General features: G+C 51.7%; 16 protein-coding genes and 1 other annotated feature. Of the genes, 15 read left to right on the top strand and 1 reads right to left on the bottom strand.

Annotated features, from left to right (window positions below):
• The 4 genes from HMPREF1246_RS05570 to HMPREF1246_RS05555 form a co-directional block, all read left to right on the top strand.
• A partial coding sequence (locus HMPREF1246_RS05570; RefSeq protein ID WP_035224417.1) for a glycosyltransferase occupies nucleotides 1–1375 on the top strand: 1375 nt, incomplete at its 5' end.
• Nucleotides 1372–3255: a hypothetical protein gene (locus HMPREF1246_RS05565; protein ID WP_021736939.1), complete on the top strand. Its 1884-nt coding sequence runs from the start codon at nucleotides 1372–1374 to the stop codon at nucleotides 3253–3255. The genes HMPREF1246_RS05570 and HMPREF1246_RS05565, both read left to right, overlap by 4 nt.
• A 23-nt stretch (nucleotides 3256–3278) precedes the next feature.
• Nucleotides 3279–4304, top strand: a complete 1026-nt coding sequence (locus HMPREF1246_RS05560; RefSeq protein WP_009014835.1) for a glycosyl hydrolase family 18 protein — start codon at nucleotides 3279–3281, stop codon at nucleotides 4302–4304.
• A gap of 3 nt (nucleotides 4305–4307) precedes the next feature.
• Nucleotides 4308–5945 (top strand): polysaccharide deacetylase family protein, encoded by a 1638-nt coding sequence (locus tag HMPREF1246_RS05555; RefSeq protein WP_021736940.1) that lies wholly within the window; start codon nucleotides 4308–4310, stop codon nucleotides 5943–5945.
• A gap of 54 nt (nucleotides 5946–5999) precedes the next feature.
• Here HMPREF1246_RS05555 and ygiD read toward each other — a convergent pair whose 3' ends face one another.
• Complete coding sequence (ygiD, locus tag HMPREF1246_RS05550; RefSeq protein ID WP_021736936.1) at nucleotides 6000–6767, bottom strand: 4,5-DOPA dioxygenase extradiol; 768 nt, start codon at nucleotides 6765–6767, stop codon at nucleotides 6000–6002.
• Nucleotides 6768–6905: 138 nt separating this feature from the next.
• Between ygiD and HMPREF1246_RS05545 the strand changes: the two genes are divergently transcribed.
• From HMPREF1246_RS05545 to HMPREF1246_RS05495, 11 genes are all read left to right on the top strand, one after another.
• Nucleotides 6906–7235 (top strand): helix-turn-helix domain-containing protein, encoded by a 330-nt coding sequence (locus tag HMPREF1246_RS05545; protein ID WP_016459604.1) that lies wholly within the window; start codon nucleotides 6906–6908, stop codon nucleotides 7233–7235.
• Between the two features lie 88 nt (nucleotides 7236–7323).
• Nucleotides 7324–8337 (top strand): alpha-hydroxy-acid oxidizing protein, encoded by a 1014-nt coding sequence (locus HMPREF1246_RS05540; protein WP_009014831.1) that lies wholly within the window; start codon nucleotides 7324–7326, stop codon nucleotides 8335–8337.
• A 6-nt stretch (nucleotides 8338–8343) separates the two neighbouring features.
• Complete coding sequence (locus HMPREF1246_RS05535; protein WP_009014830.1) at nucleotides 8344–9672, top strand: TrkH family potassium uptake protein; 1329 nt, start codon at nucleotides 8344–8346, stop codon at nucleotides 9670–9672.
• A 10-nt stretch (nucleotides 9673–9682) separates the two neighbouring features.
• Nucleotides 9683–10342: a TrkA family potassium uptake protein gene (locus HMPREF1246_RS05530; protein WP_009014829.1), complete on the top strand. Its 660-nt coding sequence runs from the start codon at nucleotides 9683–9685 to the stop codon at nucleotides 10340–10342.
• Nucleotides 10339–11130 carry an RNA methyltransferase gene (locus tag HMPREF1246_RS05525; protein WP_009014828.1) on the top strand — a complete coding sequence of 264 codons (792 nt, stop codon included), beginning with the start codon at nucleotides 10339–10341 and terminating at the stop codon, nucleotides 11128–11130. The genes HMPREF1246_RS05530 and HMPREF1246_RS05525 overlap by 4 nt, the downstream gene beginning before the upstream one ends.
• Before the next feature lie 62 nt (nucleotides 11131–11192).
• Nucleotides 11193–11406, top strand: a binding site (T-box leader).
• Between the two features lie 93 nt (nucleotides 11407–11499).
• Complete coding sequence (ileS, locus tag HMPREF1246_RS05520) at nucleotides 11500–14244, top strand: isoleucine--tRNA ligase (RefSeq protein ID WP_051296788.1); 2745 nt, start codon at nucleotides 11500–11502, stop codon at nucleotides 14242–14244.
• A gap of 127 nt (nucleotides 14245–14371) precedes the next feature.
• Entirely contained in the window at nucleotides 14372–14662 is a 291-nt protein-coding gene (locus tag HMPREF1246_RS05515; protein ID WP_021736944.1) for a metal-sensing transcriptional repressor, read from the top strand.
• 31 nt (nucleotides 14663–14693) lie between these two features.
• The gene (locus tag HMPREF1246_RS05510; protein ID WP_021736937.1) at nucleotides 14694–14894 is read left to right on the top strand and encodes a heavy-metal-associated domain-containing protein; all 201 of its coding nucleotides are present in this window, start codon (nucleotides 14694–14696) and stop codon (nucleotides 14892–14894) included.
• 65 nt (nucleotides 14895–14959) lie between these two features.
• Entirely contained in the window at nucleotides 14960–15580 is a 621-nt protein-coding gene (locus HMPREF1246_RS05505) for a flavodoxin family protein (RefSeq protein WP_021736932.1), read from the top strand.
• A gap of 240 nt (nucleotides 15581–15820) precedes the next feature.
• Nucleotides 15821–16243, top strand: a complete 423-nt coding sequence (locus HMPREF1246_RS05500; protein WP_231368247.1) for an OmpH family outer membrane protein — start codon at nucleotides 15821–15823, stop codon at nucleotides 16241–16243.
• Between the two features lie 207 nt (nucleotides 16244–16450).
• A complete protein-coding gene (locus HMPREF1246_RS05495; RefSeq protein ID WP_014128326.1) occupies nucleotides 16451–18052 on the top strand; it encodes an OstA-like protein in 1602 nt (533 codons plus the stop codon).
• The last annotated feature ends 43 nt before the right edge of the window (nucleotides 18053–18095 follow it).

Here is an 18095-nt window from a genome sequence, read left to right as displayed (position 1 = left end):
TTTTATTGGCGTGCAGTTTGCGGACACGCTTGCCGAGTTTGCCAATAAAAAACGCGGCCGCTATATGCTGGGGCTTGCTTCGTTTTTCCTTTTTGTGGTTGTCTTTGTCATCATCATGATGCGGGCTGAATCGGTCCTTTATTTCCGGTTCAACAAGACTCTTTATTTATATAGCATCATTGCCGCTACCCTGCTGTTATCACGCTACCTTTTTGGCGCGCTCTACCGGCCTATGAAGGTGGATCCCGATTTTACGCCGGGGGTCACCATCATCATTCCTTGTTTTAACGAAGAGACGTGGATCGATCGGACCATCCTTTGCGCCATCAACCAAGATTATCCTCCTGAGCAGCTGGAAGTCATCGTTGTCGATGATCATTCCACGGACCATTCCTGTGAAGTGATCCAAAAGACCATTGATTCCCTGACCGCATCGGATCAGCTTTTCCACACGGACCAGCGGATCCGCTGGATCCGTCAGCCTCAGAATATGGGCAAGAGGGAAGCCATGGCCCGCGGAGCTGAGCTTTCCACAAAGCCCCTCCTCGTCTTTGTGGATTCAGACTCCTTTCTTGACCCTTATGCCGTCAGGAATCTTGTCCAACCCTTCAAGGACGAAAAGATGGGCGGCGTTTCGGGCAGGACTGACGTGGCCAATACCTATACCAATTCCCTGACCAAGATGCAGTCTGTCCGCTATTATATTGCCTTTCGCATCATGAAAGCGGCGGAAGGCTACTTTGATGCCGTGACCTGCCTGTCGGGACCGCTTTCGTGCTATCGCAAGGATCTTGTCCTTGCCCATAAGGAGGCGTGGCTGCACCAGACGTTCCTGGGACAGAAAGCGACCTTTGGGGACGACCGGAGCATGACGAACTTTATTCTCCGCGGACATCGCACAACTTATCAGGATACGGCTATCTGTTCCACCATTGTCCCCAATACCCACCGCATGTTCCTCCGGCAGCAGATGCGCTGGAAACGGTCCTGGCTGCGGGAATCCCTGATTGCGGCTCGTTATATGTGGAAAAAGGAACCGTTTGCCGCCATTTTCTTCTATATGGGATTTTTGGTTCCCATTATTGCTCCCATCATTGTGCTCTATAATGTCTTCTATGTCCCCATCATGTACCGAATTGTCCCCTTGGGCTTTTTTGTCGGGATGTTCCTGATGGCGGCCCTGATGAGTCTTGCCCAGCTTTTTTTGCGGCGGAGTACAACCTGGATTTATGGTCTGTGGTTCTGTATCTATTACGAGCTGGTCCTGCTCTGGCAGATGCCCGTGGCTTGGTTCACCTTCTGGAAATCCAATTGGGGGACCCGTCCCACACCTGCTGACGTAGGACCCCAAAAAGGAGGGAAGATGAAGCCATGAGCCTTGGAGATCATGCCTATACGGTGCTCAAGGACCGCCGCAAGAAACGGCGTGTCCTGATCCAGTTTATTATCCTCCTTTTGGTCTTATTGGGGATCTTTTATGCCTTCTTTTTCCTTAAATCCTATACGCCCTATGCTGAGGATGAGGAAAGTTCCACTCTCAATACGGGATTCATTGCCCTTTCCTATGGCGGCGTTGACCGGACGGGGCGAACCTCGGACCTTATTGGGGAACCTCTTTTAAATGACCATTTGGCGGCCCTTCGGAAAGCCGGCTATGTCACAGTCACCAGTAAAGACGTGGCCGCCTATTATCATGAAGGAAAACGCCTTCCGCCGCGGGCTTTGTATTTGATGTTTGAGGATGGGCGCCGGGATACGGCTATTTTTGCCCAAAAGAGCTTGGAAAAATATAATTTCCATGCCACCATGTTTTCCTATGCGGAAAAACTGGAATCCAAGGATCCCAAGTTCCTTAGCAAGCGGGACATGCAGTCCCTCATGGATTCGTCCTTCTGGGATATGGGAAGTGATGGGTACCGGCTGCACTTCATCAACGTCTTTGACCGCTACCACAATTATCTGGGCGAGCTGACGCCGCTGCAGTTTTCCATGCTGCGTTCCAGCCTGGGACGCAATTACAATCATTACCTCATGGATTATCTCCGCGATAAGGATGGCTATGCAAGGGAAAGCTACCAGCATATGGTGCGGCGGATCGATTTTGATTATATGAACCTTCGCGATACGTACCAGCGAGAATTAGGATTTGTCCCGGAAGCCTACGCCCTCATGCATGCCAACACCACCCAATTTGGCAACCAGGACGATGTGAGCGCGGTCAATGAAAAGTGGATCCGCCGGCTCTTTACCATCAATTTCAATCGGGAAGGCAGTTCATTCAATGCCCATAACAGCAGCCCTTACGACCTGACCCGCCTGGAACCGGGTACAAAATGGCCTGTCAATCACCTTTTGATGCGCGTTGCCGCCGATACGAAAAGCATGGGGAAGATTCCCTTTGAAGAAGGTGACGAAAAGCGCCAAAAAGCGTGGAAACACTATTCTGGCGCCTCGGAAATCACGGGCAATTCCCTTATCCTTACGACGGCTCCCTATGGCATTGGGCTGACCGAACTATTGGGCAGCAAAGCGTATCAAAATTTCAGCTTATCCGTTCGTCTTACGGGCAACACCTTTGGCCGTCAGCAGCTGTTCCTGCGGGCAAGTGAAGACCTTTCACGATGCCTTATCGTGGAACTAAGCGGCGGCAGGCTCATCGTCACGGAACGGCGCCATGGGAAAGATACACCGCTCCTGCAGGAAAATGTGGATGTGCTCCTTGATAGGCCCCGTCTTTCTGTTGAAGAAGCTCAGAAGGAAGCGGAAGTCAAGGACTATGAGACACTTGCCCGTTATGCCCCGACTAGACAGGCTGCTGAGCGGTATGCCCAAAAAGCAGCGGCACGAAAGGCGAAACCAGCCCGTTCTGTCAAGGAGGGGGCTGCTCCCTATGAACCGAAGCTGGAACGAAATGCCCGGGAAAGCCACAGCCTCACCCTTTCCCTTCAGGATGATCAGCTGCTCATCACCCTCGATGGGAAAGCCCTTGATCCGCTATCCGTCCTGATCCTTGATCCGGGTTGTCTATTTTTGGGGGCGGACATGGGGAAAAATGAAAGCTGGAGCCAAAAGAACCAGGCTGAAAGTGTGTATGACGCGACTTTTGAAGACCTTGTTATCCATTCCCAAACGGGCCTTGATCCCGAAAAGGAGCAGGTCCTTTATTCTCTTAAGCTGTCTGGCCTTGACCGGTTCCGGTATGAAGCCGGGCAATACTGGGAAGACATCTTGAATTGGTTCCTTCGTTATATCTAAAAGAAAGGGGAATTTGCTGCCCTATGATCACTTTTCATCGACACCGCTGGGCTTTCTTTCTGGTCTTCATGGTCTTTTTGAGTCTAGTAGGTCCCACCCGGGAAGGCATGAGTGCTCACTTGTCCCTTTCGGCATGGATTCCCTATTGGAACCGGGCAGAAGGGGAAAAAGAAGCCCAGGTCCTTCAGGACCGCCTCCAGGACATTTCATATTTTGCCGCGTATTTTAATGACCGAAAGGAATTGGTTTTCCCTGAAAGGTTCCAAAAGCCAGCGATTTCTGCAGACGGGGCCTATCTTACCATTGTCAATGATGTGGTTTTCCCAGATGGAACGAGCCGCTTAAAGGATACGGAACAATTAGCCAGCCTTCTTGCAACCGGAAAGAGCCGCAAAAAGCATGCTGTATCCATTCTTGATCTTGCGGAAAAGCACGGCTTTTCAGGCGTCGAAATCGACTATGAAACCCTTTGGAAAAAGGGCGATACCCGTCTTCAGGAACACTTCCTGCGTTTTCTTTCTGAACTGGAAACGCAGGCTGCACGGCGCCATCTCAAGGTCCGCGTCATCCTGGAACCGTCGGCGCCATTTGGTGCCCCTTTCCCGAAGAACATTGAATATGTCGTCATGGCCTATAACCTCCATGGTCCCCATAATGGCCCCGGCCCCAAGGCCGATCTGGCCTTTATTCGCAGAACGATGAAGAAGATGGATGCCCTCAGGGGGGAGGCCGCCCTTGCCTTTTCGATGGGTGGCGCAATCTGGAAGGACGGAAAAGAAGGCCGTTTCCTTTCTGAACAGGCGGCAGCGGCCCTTGCTGAACAATATGGAAAGGTTCCCCAGCGGGATGAAGCCAGCGCGGCCCTCCATTTTTCCTATGAAGCCGATGGACACACCATGACTGTTTGGTATGCTGACGTTACGACCCTTGAAGCCTGGAGCCAAGCGGCCCTGGAAGCTGGCTATCCCCACGTGTTCCTCTGGTCCCTCGGGGGCAGCGGCAATCTTTCACAGCTTGCTTCCCGTACAGGGGAAGGAGGGAAGGAGTAAACCGTGAAGAAACTCATCTTGCTGTACCTTTTCTGTCTGTGCGTTGGCTTTTCTTCCCTAAGCGAAGCCGGAAAGGCACTAACCATCATTCCAACAACCAAACAGGCCGTCATCTTTACCTTTGGCGGTCTGCAAAACGCCCAAACCGTAGCCGATGTACTCCAGCGAATGGATGAAGAAAAGCTGCGGGGCACCTTCTTTGTGACGGAGCGTGAACTGCGGGAAAATCAAGGAACCATTCGCCTCATCAAGAACCATGGCCAGGAAATTGGCATAGGTCTGCGCCCTGGGGACGCTCCTACACGGGACGCGGTCAAAGGGCAGCTGGAGCGCATAAGGACGCGTCTTCAAAAAGAATATGGCGTGACACCGACCGTGGTGCGGCAAATGTATGGCCCTTCCTCAACCATTGTTGAGGACGTCGCTCGTGAAATGAACCTCACCTTGGTGGGACAGACACGCAATGTGGTCCTGACCCGGCTCAAAGACGCCATGTCAACGGATGAAATCATGAACGCTGTCTTCAAAAAATGGGACTTTTCCTTGGGACGGGGACAGATTCTCTATTTCCGTCTGGATTTTCTTTCGGATCCCACCCTTATCGGCAAAGTCATGACAAGGATCCATAAGGAAAAGGTCGACGTCAATACATACCGAACCTTCCAGGACCAACCGGAAGCAAATCCCCGGAACGATTCGTCCTACGAAGTCCTTTCCGTCAGCGATGTTCTCCGCGATACGGCAAAGCGCTGGACCTATCCCGTTCCTAAGGAGCGGATTCCCGAGGCCCTCCAGCCGGGAACCATTGCTTACCCTGTGGACCAGCATAATTTTTCCAAGGTCTTTTTGTCCCACTATATCGGCGCGCCGCAAGTTGACGATAAGGACCGGATGTACGGCCTCGATCAGGATGTGATCCGCAAAGCCGATAAAAGCGGCGTCATCAAGACGGCTCCTGAAAGGACCATTTTCCTGACCTTTGATGATTGGGGGACGGACAATACCATCAATCAGCTGCTTTATGTCCTTCGCAAACATAAGGTGCCGGCCACCTTTTTCATCATTACGCGCTACATGCCGAGCAATCCGAATCTATTACGGGCCATTGCAGAGGAAGGGCATACCATTGGAAGCCATACGGACCTTCATGCCGCCATGGCCTTTCGGGATAAAAAGGGAAAAATCGTAGAATCCCAAAATCCAGAAGCCTATGCGGAAAATGTGGCTGAGGCCTATCGAAAATTGGCAGAAACCGTAGGAGATGTCAAGGTCGGCGGCCGCTATAGCCTTTCCCGTCTTTTTCGTCCGCCCACCCTTGCCATAAGCGAGAACGGAGCCAAGGCGCTTTTCAACACAGGCTATACCTATTTGGTCTCTGGCTATGAAAGTACCGAGGATTATGCCGCCCACAGCCTTTCCCAATTGGTGGGGGCCATCAAGGCAGGAATCTATACGCCTCGGCAAAGGGTCCGCAAGGGTTCCATCATCATCATGCACATGAGCGGTACAGCCCGTTTCACTCCGCAGGCGCTGGATATCGTCCTCACCCAGAATGAACTGCTGCGGGAAGACGACCCCCGAAAATTCAAGGTGGGGTACCTGACCGATTATTTGGTCCCTGGATATGATCAAATGAAATAAAAAAAGACCGTGAAAAAAGCGAAAAGTCGCTTCTTTTCACGGTCTTTTCTGCGCTTAGGGGAAAAGATAGCTTGTCATGGAGATGCTGCCCAGGTTGCGGATGTGGTTAAAGACTTCCGGTGTTTCCCCTTTGGATGCCCCTAAAAGATACAGAAGGGGCAAAAAATGGTCCGGCGTGGGTGCCGCGTAGGAAGCAAGGGGGTGGTCCCGATAGGTGAGAACTGCTTCATCATCGCGTTCCTGGACCTTTTCCGTAATAAAGGCGTCGAATTCGTCCGCCTCTTTGGAACCGTGGGGGTTATTCCAGTCCGTCTGCATCAGGTTATGGACGATGTTTCCGCTTCCTGCGACGACAATGCCTTCCTCCCGCAGGGCGGCCAGTTTTTCTCCAAAGGCGTACTGATCATGAGGGGAAAGGGTCCCATCGACACTGAGGGGAACAACCGGAAGTGATGCATCAGGGAACATATGGACGAAAAGCGTCCATACCCCGTGGTCGATGCCCCAGTCTTCCGTCATGACGGCCCCTGTAAGATCATGGATGCGGCGGGCTGTCTGCGGGTCGCCCAAAGCTGGATAGCTGACTTCATAAAGGGCTTGGGGGAACCCGTACATATCGTAGATCTGTTCCGGTTTTTGCGCGGCGTTGACGTAGCTGCCTCGGCTGTACCAATGGGCGGAAACGACGGCAATCGCTTTGGGCCGGCCATAGTCCGTGATGATCCTTTTGCCTAGTTCAGTCAAGGTTTTTGTCATTTCATTATGATCCAAAGCCAACATGGGACTGCCGTGGCCAATAAATAATGCAGGCATTCTTTTCATAGGGGAGACCTCCTTTATCATTTCGATAAAACGCTATTTTTTGAACTTGCTCTGATTATAATCCCGCTCTATAATGAAAACAAGAACGGTTTCTTGACTGACTTAGTATGAATTGCTTGACCTTTGGGAGGAAATGCCATGGAACACGATGATTTTGGGGTCTGTCCCTTTGTGACTGCCCAGCGGCTCCTGCAGGGCAAATGGGCCATTATCCTGCTCCATCAGCTCTATGATGGAACAAAACGCTTTGGCGAGCTGGAACGAGCAACGGGCATTACCCACGCAACCCTTGCTTCTCAGTTAAAGGCCCTGGAAAAGGACGGTCTTATTACGCGTCATGTCTATGCCGAGGTCCCGCCCCGAGTGGAGTACACTCTCACGGATATGGGCCGCCGTTTTGGCCCCGTGCTTAGCAGTATCGAGACCTGGGGAAATGAATACATCGCCTATTTGAGGACGCAAAAATAGAGGAGCCGGACACCGGCGTTTTTGAAGCGAAAAGTGTTCCTTGTGGTATAATGATAACAGTATACTTTACTGTATGGGGGTTATTTTCATGGATTATAAAGAACTTGTTGAAAATGCACGGAAATGCCTTGGCAAATGCCATGGCTGCCCAATCTGCAATGGCGTTGCCTGCCGCAATACCATCCCTGGACCTGGCGCGAAGGGGGTAGGGGACACAGCCATCCGCAATTATCAGGCTTGGCAGACAGTCCGCGTCGTCATGGATACGCTGTGCGAAAAAAGGGAAACGGATACCCGTCTGTCCCTGTTTGGACATTCTTTTGCCTATCCTTTTTTTGCCGGTCCTGTTGGTGCGGTTGCCATGCACTACAGTGATAAATATAATGATGTGACCTATAACGCCCAGCTCGTCCCGGGCTGTGCTGAGTCAGGTATCCTTGCTTTTACGGGCGACGGCATGGACGCGGAAGTCATGCGCGGGGCCACGGACGCCATCAAGGACTGCCAAGGTGTGGGCATTCCGACGGTGAAACCTTGGAACATGCAGATGATCAGGGAAAAAATGGACCTTGTCAAGGCTTCGGGAGCCCTTGCGGTTGCTATGGACGTAGATGCAGCTGGCCTTCCCTTCCTTAAAAAATTTGTGCCGCCTGCTGGCAGCAAATCGGTGGAAGAAATGAAAGAAATCATTGCCCTCACGGACGTGCCTTTCATCGTCAAGGGCATCATGAGCGTCAAAGGAGCCGTCAAGGCCGCCCAAGCGGGCGCTGCGGCTATCGTCGTTTCCAACCACGGGGGACGCGTCCTGGACCAGAGCCCTGCTACGGCCGAAGTCCTGCCGGAAATCGCGGCTGCTGTGGGCGGCAAGGTCAAAATCTTTGTTGACGGCGGGATCCGTACCGGCGTTGATGTTTTCAAGGCTCTTGCCCTGGGCGCCGATGCCGTCCTTATTGCCAGACCTTTTGTCAATGCTGTTTATGGCGGTGGCAAGGAAGGCGTACGCTGCCTTGTTGATAAATTGGGGGCTGAACTCAAGGATACGATGGAAATGTGCGGGGCAGCTACGCTCCGTGAAATTACGGGCGAGATGATTCGGAGGTAACCTTCTTTGCTGAAAGGAAAACATTTTTCTCCTAATCAAGTGGTTGCCCTGACGTTTTTGGGGCTGATCCTTGCAGGCGCTTTCCTTTTGATGCTGCCCATTTCCCATAGGGATGGGATGTGGATGCCTTTTCTTGATGCCTTATTTACTGCGACTTCTGCTTCCTGTGTCACAGGTCTTGTTGTCTGTGATACAGGAAAGGTTTTTTCTCTTTTTGGTCAGTTGGTCATCATTGGTCTCATTCAATTGGGCGGACTGGGCCTGATGCTTTTTGCCACGCTTTTTTCCGTTGCCCTGGGGCGGCGCATCAATCTTCAGGACCGCATGCTGATCCAGGCCTCACTCAACCAGAATGATATGAGCGGCGTGGTCCGCATGAGCCTGCGCGTGGCCAAATATACGGCTGTTGTGGAAGGGGTCCTTGGAACGGCCCTGGCCCTGCGTTTTTATCAGCAGTTTGGCCTCAAGGGCATCTATTATGGGTATTGGCATGCCATTTCCGCCTTCTGCAATGCTGGCTTCGACCTTTTTGGCAATTATCAGAGCCTTGTGGGCTATGTCCATGATCCGGTGGTCAACGGCCTCATTGCCCTGCTCATCATTTTGGGCGGCATAGGCTTTGCCGTCATGAGTGACGTGGTCCATACCCGGCACTTTCGGAACTACCGGCTCCATACAAAGCTCGTCCTTGTTTCGACAGTGGCCCTGATCGCTCTTGGGACGCTCCTCATCCAGGTCATGGAATTTGACAATGGAAGGACCCTTGGAACCCTATCGGTCGGTGACCAATGGATGGCCAGTTTCTTCCAGTCCGTTTCTGCCCGTACGGCAGGCTTCAATACCTTTGACCTGATGCAGATGCGCACTTCAACGATCCTTGTTATGGTGCTCCTCATGGTCATTGGAGCTTCCCCGGCATCAACGGGCGGCGGCATCAAGACGACAACGGCTGCCTTGCTGATCCTTTCCGCGCATCAAGTGCTTTTTCAGAAGCCGGAGTGTGTCATTTTTGGGCGGCGCATTGACCAGGAGACTATCCATCGGGCCTTTGCCATTACCACGCTGTCCATCATCTGGATCTTTCTTGCCATCATTGGCATTACGTATCTAGAGGAGACAAGCCTTGTGGAGGCCCTATTTGAAGTGGTTTCAGCCTATGCGACGGTGGGACTTTCCAGCGGACTTAGCCAGCATCTTACGGCAGGCGGGAAGATCATCATGATCCTTTCCATGTATGCCGGACGTGTAGGCATCATGACGTTTGTCATGGCCCTTACGGCTCGCCGCAGGGAAGCCTTGATCCGGTATCCTGAAGAAAAGATCATCATTGGCTAGGAGCATAACTATGAACAAAAAGAAACAGTTTGTTGTCTGGGGCCTGGGGCGTTTTGGCGCGTCCGTTGCGGAAACCCTGGTCGGAATGGGCCATGAGGTCCTGGGCATTGATCATGACGAAGAAGTAGTCCAAGAAATGGCCGATAAGCTGACCCATGTTGTTGTCAGTGAGGCCATTGATGAAACGGTGGTCAAGAGTCTGGGCCTGCGGAACTTTGACGCAGCCATCATTGCCATCGGGGACCTGGAACCAAGCCTTCTGTGCTGCATGATCCTTAAGGAAGCCGGTATGGCGACCATTCTTGCCAAGGCTTCCTCCGAAATCCACGGAAAGATGCTCAAAAAAATCGGCGCCACGTCCGTCATCTTCCCGGAACGGGACATGGGGCGGCGGGTTGGTCACAGTTTGGGCTTTACCAACATCCTCGACTTTGTGGAACTGTCCGACAACATTTGCCTTGTTGAACTGGATGCTCCTGTTGGGGCTGTCGGCAAGAGCTTGGTCGACCTTGATGTAAGACGTCGTTTTGGCGTCAATGTCGTAGCCGTCAAGCACCCTGATAAAAAGACGGAAATCAGCATGGATCCGCAAAAACCGCTTATTGCGAGAGACATCTTGGTGCTCATCGGCACCCAGAAAGATATTGAAAAGCTGAGGGAGGAACTATGATCAAACGTCTCACATCCCTCCAGAACGAAACGGTGAAGAAGGCCGCCAGCCTGCAGCAAAAAAAGTACCGCCTTAGGGAAGGCCTATTTCTCGTCGAAGGGGTCCGTGCTGTACGGGAAGTCCGGTCGTCTTCGTGGACCGTGACGGCTTACTTTTTTACGGATCTTCCTGAGGATTTCCAAAAAGAGGCTCAAGGGTCAGACATTCCCTATTATGAAGTGACTGGGGACATCATGAAAAAACTGACGGCAACGGAAGAGCCCCAATCGTTGGCCGCTTTGGTCCGCCTTAAGGAAAGGAGCCTTGAAACGGTCCATCCTGAAAGGGGGCTGATCCTGGTTCTTGACGAAATCCATGATCCTGGAAATGTCGGAACCATGATCCGTACCGCACGGGCCATGAATGCCCAAGGCGTTATCCTGCTTTCTGGCAGTGCCGACCTTTATAACCCCAAGGTAGTGCGTGCAGCCATGGGAAACCTCTTCCATATCCCGGTCTTTACGGGAATCACGGAAGACGCCCTTATGACCTTTGCCCAAAAGGCAGGTTGGACCTTGGTGGCAACAGCCCTAGATGGCGCCGCTGACTTGCGGGATTTCACATATCCCCAAAAGACGCTGCTCATCATGGGCAGTGAAGCTGAAGGGGTTTCTCACAGTCTCTTGGAAAAAAGTGCCGCCCGCGTCAAGATTCCCATGCTGGGGGAAGCGGAAAGCCTTAACGTCGGCGTTGCTGCAGGCATCCTGCTCTATGAAGCCATGGTGCAGCAGGATCCGGGACGGAACTGATTTTCTCCTTTCCCAAATGATTGACGTACCCAGACCGTGAGTGTATAATATCAGCGTATATCGACAATGCAATGAGGGAGACAGTACTTCCCATTTCTGGCAGAGCGATCCGGGGAGGGTGTGAGCCTGGACAGAAGGAAATGAGAAAGAAGATCACTCCGGAGCTGGTCATCGAAATCACAGTAGAATGACCCGTCTTATGGCCGTTATCCCATACAAAGTGGCAGGATAAGCCTGTCATGAGGGTGGTACCACGGGTTAAACCTCGTCCCTTAGGGGACGGGGTCTTATTTTTTGGAGGTGGAGCAAGTGTCAAAAGAAAATGAAGGGTATGGAAGCACGCTGAACCTTCCTGCCACAGATTTCCCTATGCGCGCAGGGCTTCCCAAAAGGGAACCGGACTTTTTAACATTCTGGAAGGAGAAGGGTATCTATCAAAAGAAACTGAAGGCCCACGCAGGACATAAAAAGTTCATTCTTCACGATGGCCCTCCTTATGCCAATGGCAAGATCCATTTAGGCCATGCCCTCAATAAGATCCTCAAGGACATCATCCTGAAGTATAAATATGCCCGCGGTTTTGATACCCCCTATACACCGGGCTGGGATACGCATGGGATGCCGATTGAGCATGCCTGCCTCAAGGAAGTGGGCGTTGACCGTCATAAACTCAGCGCCCTTGAACTGCGCAGGATGTGCCATGACTATGCCTTGAAATGGATCAATATTCAGCGCGAAGGGTTCAAACGGCTTGGCGTCCAAGGCGATTGGGATCATCCTTACATCACCATGAAGCCGGCTTTTGAAGCCGAACAGATCCGCGTCTTTGGGGAAATGGCCCACAAAGGCTATATCTATAAAGGCAAGAAGACCGTTTATTGGTGTCCGCACTGCGAAACAGCCCTGGCGGAAGCTGAAATCGAATATGCAGACCAAAAGACTCCGACCATCTACGTGAAGATTCCTCTTGTAGATGCAAAGGACAAGGCACCGGAAGGCGCACAGGGCAAGAAGACATCCATGGTCATTTGGACGACGACACCGTGGACCATCCCAGCAAATGTCGCTGTTACGGTCAATCCTGATTTTGAATATGCTTGGGTTGAATACGGGGATGAAGTCCTCATCATGGCAAGTGAACTTGTCGAGAAAGTTGCTGAGGAATGCGGCATCATCTTTGGTAAGGTCCTTGGAACAACGAAGGGCCGGGATATGGAATTCATGGAATGTGAACATCCTTTCCCGGAATATAACCATCGTAAATCCCTCGTCTGCCTGGGTGACTATGTTGACCTGGAAACTGGTACGGGCTGCGTCCATACCGCTCCTGGTCATGGTGATGTTGACTATCTGACAGGCCTTAAATATCACCTTGATATCCTTTGCCCTGTTGATGAAAAGGGCTGTTATACCGATGAAGCCGGGGAAGCCTTCAAAGGTCATTTTGTCTTTGATAGCAATGGTCTTGTCATCAAGCATCTGGCGGAAACGGGCCATCTGTTGGGCAAGAAAAGTATCCATCACCAATATGCCCACTGCTGGCGCTGCAAGAACCCCATCATCTACCGCGCGTCGGAACAGTGGTTCTGCTCTGTTGATGGGTTCCGTGAAGATGCATTGAAGGCCATTGACAATGATGTCCAGTGGATCCCGAGCTGGGGTAAAGCCCGTATCCACAATATGGTCCGTGACCGTCATGACTGGTGTATTTCCCGTCAGCGCGTCTGGGGCGTGCCTATTCCTATCTTCTACTGTGAAGACTGCGGAGAACCGCTCATCACCCCTGATACAATCAGTCATCTGGCTGCCATCTTCGAAAAGGAAGGCAGCGACGCTTGGTGGGCCCATACGGCAGAAGAACTGCTGCCGGAAGGTACGAAGTGCGCCAAATGCGGCGGTACCCACTTCCGTAAGGAATCGGACATCATGGATGTTTGGTTCGACTCCGGGTCTTCCCATCGCGCTGTCCTCAACCATTTCCCCGGTCTTACCTGGCCGGCTGACCTGTACCTTGAAGGCAGCGACCAGCATCGTGGCTGGTTCCAGTCTTCCCTTCTGACAAGCGTTGCCACGACGGGTAAGGCTCCGTACCGTGCCGTCCTGACCCACGGCTATACCCTTGATGGGGAAGGCCGCAAGATGAGCAAGTCTCTCGGAAATACCGTTGCCCCGCAGGACATCATCAAGGATTATGGTGCCGATATCGTTCGTCTCTGGGTTTCTTCCACGGACTATAAAGGCGATGTCCGCGTCTCTAAGGAAATCATCAAACACGTTTCCGAAGTGTACCGCAAGATCCGCAACACCATCCGCTACATCTTGGGCAATACGTCTGATTTCGACGCTGAAACCATGAAGGTTCCTTTTGCCGAAATGGAAGAACTTGACCAGTGGGCCCTCATGCGTCTCCAGGAACTCAAAAAAGACGTCGAGAAAGCCTATGAAAATTATGATTTCCATGTCGTCCACCATGCTATCCATGATTTCTGCACTGTCGACATGAGCTCTTTCTACCTTGATATCATCAAGGACCGCCTCTATGCCAGCAAGAAGGATGATAAGAAGCGCCGCAGTGCACAGACGGCCATGTACGAGATTCTCAGCGACCTCATCGTCATGCTCGCTCCGATTCTGAGCTTTACCATGGAAGAAGTGTACCAGTTCATGAAAAAACCGGCAGGCGCTCCGGAAAGTGTGCTTATGCTGGAATGGCCGAAACTCCATGAAGAATATCTGGACAAAGCCAAGATGGAAAAATGGGAACACTTCATTGCTATTCGCGGCGAAATCACGAAGGTCCTTGAAAATGCACGCCGGGAAAAGACCATCGGCCACTCCCTTGATGCCAAGGTCGACCTTTATGCCACGGGTGAAGCTTATGAGCTCTTGAAGCCCTTGGAAAAGGACCTGCCAACCCTGCTCATTGTTTCCCAGGCTGCTATCCATGAAGGCACAGATAGCGGGATGAAGACTGAGCGCGACGACCTGACCGTGGCTGTCGCAGCCGCTGAAGGTGAAAAATGCGAACGCTGCTGGAACTATGATCCCACCGTTGGCAAGGATCCGGACCATCCGACCTTATGCCATCGCTGCATCGAAGTCCTCAGCGACTAAGAAAAAGGCCGCAGGAACCCTTTCGGGCTTCCTGCGGCCTTTTTCGTCCTGAGGGGGCTGGTCTTGAAAGAGGGCTTGACAGATTGGAAGAAAATGAATACTATATACGTAACGGAGGTATAGTACTATGATGAACGAAAAAACCGAAAGGGATAAAGACTGCCGGGAATACAAGGATCTCATCAAACGCCTTAATCGAATTGAGGGACAGGTGCGGGGACTCAAACGGATGCTTGAAGAAGACCGTTACTGCGTGGATATCCTGACTCAGGTCAGTGCTATCAACAGTGGGCTCAATGCGTTCAATCGCAAGCTGATGTGTGATCATATCAAATCCTGTGTGGTTAACGATATCCGTGCCGGGGATGATACCGTCGTTGATGAACTTTGTGAAACCATGCAGAAACTCATGAAATGAGCCCATGGTTCTTGGGAAGGAGCCAAATAATATGGAAAAGATATTGAACGTCAAAGGAATGATGTGTGCTAACTGCCAGAAACATGTCCATGATGCGTTGCTTGCCATGGACGGCGTTTCTGCTGTTGACGTAAACTTGGAAAAGGGAACCGCAAAGGTAACAGCATCCCGTGAAATCCCCATGGATGAATTTAGATCCGTCATCAGCGAAGCCGGTTACGAACTGGCCTGAGTAAACTGATCTACAAACTGCTGCACAAGGCTGCAGCAGTTTTTCAATGTATAAGGAGAGATTATATGAAAGTCCTGCTGTTAAATGGCAGTCATCATCAAAATGGCAATACGGCACTGGCTCTTGAGGAAGCGGCAAAAGCCCTCGAGGCAGAAGGCGTCGAAACGGAGCTGTTTCAAATCGGGTCTGGGGCCATACAGGATTGCATCGACTGCGGAAAATGTACGGAAAAAGGATGTATCTTCACAGGTGATCCGGTCAATGCCTTCATTGCAAAAGCAAAGGAAGCCGACGGGTTTATCTTTGGCACGCCTGTCTATTATGCCCATCCTACGGGGCGCGTCTTGTCCTTCTTGGACCGTGTCTTTTATGCCGCAGGCGGTATCTTTCGCCTAAAACCCGGGGCGAGCATTGCCGTGGCAAGACGGGCCGGCACGACAGCGAGCGTTGATGTTATGAATAAGTATTTTACCATTGCTGAAATGCCCGTTGTCAGCTCTACCTATTGGAATGTGGGCCATGGCCTTGCTGCCGGGGACATCCTCAAAGATGCGGAAGGGCTCCAGACGATACGCAATCTAGGTAAGAACATGGCCTATCTTCTGAAGTGCCTTGAAGCAGGCAAAAAAGCCGGCATCGAGCTGCCTGGAACAAAGCGGGAGGTCTGGACCCACTTTATTCGCTAAGGCTGTCCTGCGCTGATGGTTCGGCGGTTTTGTTTCCAAAAAATTCACTTTTTCTGGAGTCATCCTGTCAGAAGATGACTGCGTCTTCATCCCGTCAATTGGGCATTTGGAGGCGCGGCAAGCAATGAGGTCTGGAAATTGTACATTCCCTTGCATGGCAATATTTGACATGATATAATGCAGGAAGTCGTTCAATTAACGCTTCATGAAGAAAGGATGATTCAATTGAAAAAGCAATTCATGGCAGTCGTCATTGCCCTTTTGGTATGCCTTGGGTATACTGGCGCCATGGTTCCGGCAACGGCCTTTGCTGCCGAAGCAACCATTGGGTATGTTGACCTTAACACGGTCTTTTCCCATCACCCTGATTTTGCCAGTGCTCGTGCTGCCCTGAATCTGGAACAGCAGAAGGCACAGCAGGAATTCCGGGAAAAAGCTCCCAGCCTTGATGACAACGGCAAACGGGCCTTGGACAACACCTTGACCGAGCGCATTGCCAAACGGGAACAGGAACTCTTCAACCCGATCCGTGAAAAGATTCTGAAGGCAGTCAGCAAAGTTGCCAAGGAACGCGGTCTTTCCACGGTCCTGACGAGCAGTGCTGTTGTTGACGGCGGCACGGACATCACCAAAGACGTCCTCAAAGCTGTTGGCGGAAAATAAAATGAGGGAAGAACCGTTGCTCTTGCAGCGGTTTTTCTTTATCCTGGAGCCAGTGATCTGGCGCTGTTTTCTTTTAGGCGCCCGCTTCATTGGCTCCATTTTATGATATAATAAAGAGAAGTATGACCAATCAGGGAAGTGATTTTTCCCTTTTCCATAGTTCATGCGCCGCATTGCGGAAATTTCATTGAGTGGAGGATATCCCTTATGAACCAAAAGGCACTTGCCTTACTCGTTACCATGATGGTATGCATGCCGAGTGCGGCCTACGCCGCTAGGGCATATGACGGCCAGCCCCTTGCCACTAAAAACGGTCCTGCCTATGAGCCGCAGACCGTCGATGATGTGGCCCGACGGGCCGCGCAAGCAGAAGCCATCCGCAAACTCCAGGATGAACCGGACCAGTTTGCGGAAGAGGCGGTTCAGGCCAAGCAGGAAAGTGAAAAAGAAAAGAAGGCCCGTCAGGAGCGGGGAGAGGACAAAGCGGCCAGTGAGTCCGATCTGCCTATCACCATTTATGGGGATCATGTCCTGTACCACTCCGATACAGGGGAATTTACAGCCAGCGGCAATGTGCGCCTCTATCAGGGCACGCAGCGGCTTTATACGACGGAAGCCCGGGGCAATGCTCTTACAGGCGATGTGTACCTGCTCCAAGGGGGCCGCATGATTGATCCCCCCAACACGACTGATTCCGATTGGGGCCATTATAATTTCAAGACCCAGACCGGGACCGTGCGCAACATGAAGGGAACGAACGGGGATGACCTCTACAAGGCGGATATTGCCCACATCTATAAAGATCATGTGGACCTAGACCAAGGGGCATCCGTAACGCGCTGCCCTGCTGTAGAGCATCCGCCATGCCTGGAAGTTAGGGCCGATCATGTGGTCATCTACCCCAATGACAAGATCATAGCCTATGGGGTCAAGGTCTACCTCAAGGGAAAGCACATCTATAGCCGCGACCGCTGGATCAACCGGCTGAACGATGGGGAAAACAAGCAGAGCTTTGTGCCCCATATCGGCTATGATGAAGATCAGGGAATCAAGCTGCGTTACAATTATTCCTATGATTTCAGTGACCATAACACGCTGGACGCGGACATCAAATACTATTCCAAGATTGGTTGGCGTCCTATGTTTACGGATACCCAGGACGAACGGAATTACTATGTCCGTTATATGGAAGGCTTTGACGAGGACGATAACAACAACTGGATCCGCAAGATGCATGATATCAAGGTGGGGTATAAGCCACACCGGATTTCCGATTCCCTGCCCCTTTCGTATTCTGCCTACGCAAGCCATGGGCTCTGGAAGGATAACCGAATCAAGAGCTGGCACACGGAATATGCCGTCTTCCTGAACCATGATCCCATTACCCTCATCCATGGCGACCGCCCCCTGACCTTGGGTCTTGGTGTGGGCCGCAAATGGATCAATGAGAGCGAACGGGATTCTACCCGTAAGACCTGGCTTTATTCGGCAACCCTGCGCAAAAATCTGGGTGCTGGGTTTGACACCTGGTTGGGTTACTATTGGGAAAAGCGGCAGGCTTCCATCTTTGACTATGGCCGTCCCGATATGGACCGGGAAGTCCAATTTGGTCTTTCCAAGACCTTTACACCTCGTGACAATGTGACGTTCATGACGCGCTATGACGAGGCCGGTCACAATGTTTATGAGTATATCTGGAGATGGAGACACGATTTCTGCTGTTTCCGCCTGACCTTTGAATATCGTGACAAACGCTATAAAGGCGGCGATGATGAATGGAGTGTACAATATGAACTTTTCCGCTGGTAATGCACGTGAACTCATTGATGGCCGTTTTCTTGAACATGAAAAG

Source organism: Acidaminococcus sp. BV3L6 (assembly GCF_000468835.1).
GTDB lineage: Bacteria > Bacillota > Negativicutes > Acidaminococcales > Acidaminococcaceae > Acidaminococcus > Acidaminococcus intestini.
The sequence above is the reverse complement of the archived record's forward strand: the minus strand, read 5'-3'. Positions and strand labels throughout refer to the sequence as shown.